This window comes from Leisingera sp. F5 (assembly GCF_001593695.1).
The window spans coordinates 1-1762 of the sequence record NZ_LUKH01000735.1; the positions used below are offsets into that span (position 1 = coordinate 1).

At 59.9% G+C, this 1762-nt stretch carries 1 protein-coding gene; it reads right to left on the bottom strand.

Features of this window, described 5'->3' with window-relative positions; genetic code table 11:
* Positions 1-1507 (bottom strand): peptide ABC transporter substrate-binding protein (locus tag A2I95_RS35380; protein WP_291737235.1); only part of this gene is annotated, 1507 nt, incomplete at its 3' end.
* Positions 1508-1762 lie beyond the last annotated feature (255 nt).

Sequence of the window (1762 nt, forward strand, 5' to 3'; positions counted from 1 at the left end):
GCTCAGCGTGCAGCTGGTCGAACTCCTCGTTGCAGAAGCGCGAGATGTTCTGTCCCTGCCACTGCGTGTCCGGACGCGGAGCCTGATCGCACAGGCCGTTGCCCAGGTAGGCCTGCGGGTCGGTGCCGTCAAAGTTGTTGGCATACATTTCGACGTCGGCATAGAACTTCTGGAAAGTGTCGGGAGAACCCGGGTCGCCGCCGAAGAACACCGAAGCGTTGATGTTGCGCAGCTCGGATTCAATGCCGATCTGGCTCCACCACTCCTTGATCAGCGCCTGGAAGTCCTGACGCACCGCGTTGGTCGAGGTCTGATACAGGATTTTCATCGGCTTGCCGTCAGGGGTTTCCCGCACGCCGTCGCCATTGGTGTCCTTGTAGCCGGCTTCCTCCAGCATCGCCTTGGCGCCTTCGATGTCCTGGGTGGAGCAGTCAAAGGTGTCGGAGGCAAAGGCCGCAGGTGCGGGCACCCAGTTGCAGCTGACTGCGCCTGCCTTGCCATAGCCGATTTCCACCAGCAGCGGACGGTCAATGGCCATTGACATCGCCTTATAGACAGCCGGGTCCTTCAGGAACGGATGCGGATGCTTGGCGGTCGCGCGCTCGCCCTCGGGCAGGCTCGATGACGGGTCGGTCTGGTTCAGCATGACGCGTTCCACCAGCGAACCGAAGCCCGCAACCGGTGTGCCTTTACCGCCCGCTTCCATCTGGGCGATCACTTCCGGCGCCAGCTGCAGGTTCCAGGCATAGTCGAATTCGCCGGTTTCCATTACGGCACGCCCCGCAGCAGTTGCATCGCCGCCGCCTTTGAACAGTACCTTTGCGAACGCCGGCTTGGCCGGGTCGCGGTAGTTTTGGTTAGCCGACATGGTGATCACGTCGTTCGGCTTGAACTCATCCACCACAAACGGGCCGGTGCCGATCGGGCCAAAGTTGGCATCGGTGCATTCCGGCGCCCTGGCACCGGTGCAGTTTTCAAACTGCGCCTTTTGCAGGATCGGGCCTTCGCCGCCCACAAACGGGCCGTAGGGGAAGGGGGTCGGCTTGTCGAAGGTGACCTTGACGGTCAGATCATCCAGCGCTTCGACATTGGTGACACCTTCGTATTTGGTCAGCTGGGCGCAGCCGCCCTCAGGATGCATACAGTAGTCTGCGGTGAACTTGACGTCATGCGCGGTGACACCGCTGCCATCGGACCACTTCATACCGGGCGCGATTTTCCAGGTGACAGAGGTCAGATCCTCGCTGACGCCGCCATTGTCCACAGTTGGAATTTCCGCGGCCAGATAGGGGATCATGTTGCCCTGCGGGTCGTAGCGCGCCAGCGGTTCAATCACCAGCGACGAAGACTGGATGTCCTTGGTGCCGCTTGACAGATACGGGTTCAGGATCGACGGCGCCTGCCAATAGATGATGTTGACCTGGCCGTCTGACCCGCGCTCGGCAAAGGCCGCCGGCGCGAGGGAGGCCGTGGCAACAGCCCCCATCAATAGGGATTTGAGTTTCATCACACTCTCCTTGTCGGACACGTTTCGTGTCTTATTTGTTGGCCGGACTCTTTGGCCCGGATGATTGCCGCATCACTGCGGATATGTAGCATTTGCGCCTGCAGGCAGCCAAAAAACGAAGAAACTAAGCAGTCTTAACATTTTGCCGGGCAGACCGGCGCGGGGCGCGTTGCAGGCAGCCACTGGTGGTATCGAAGACCAGTTCACTGGAAATTGCAAATTCCAATTTCGATCACCCTATGCATTATTTGCATG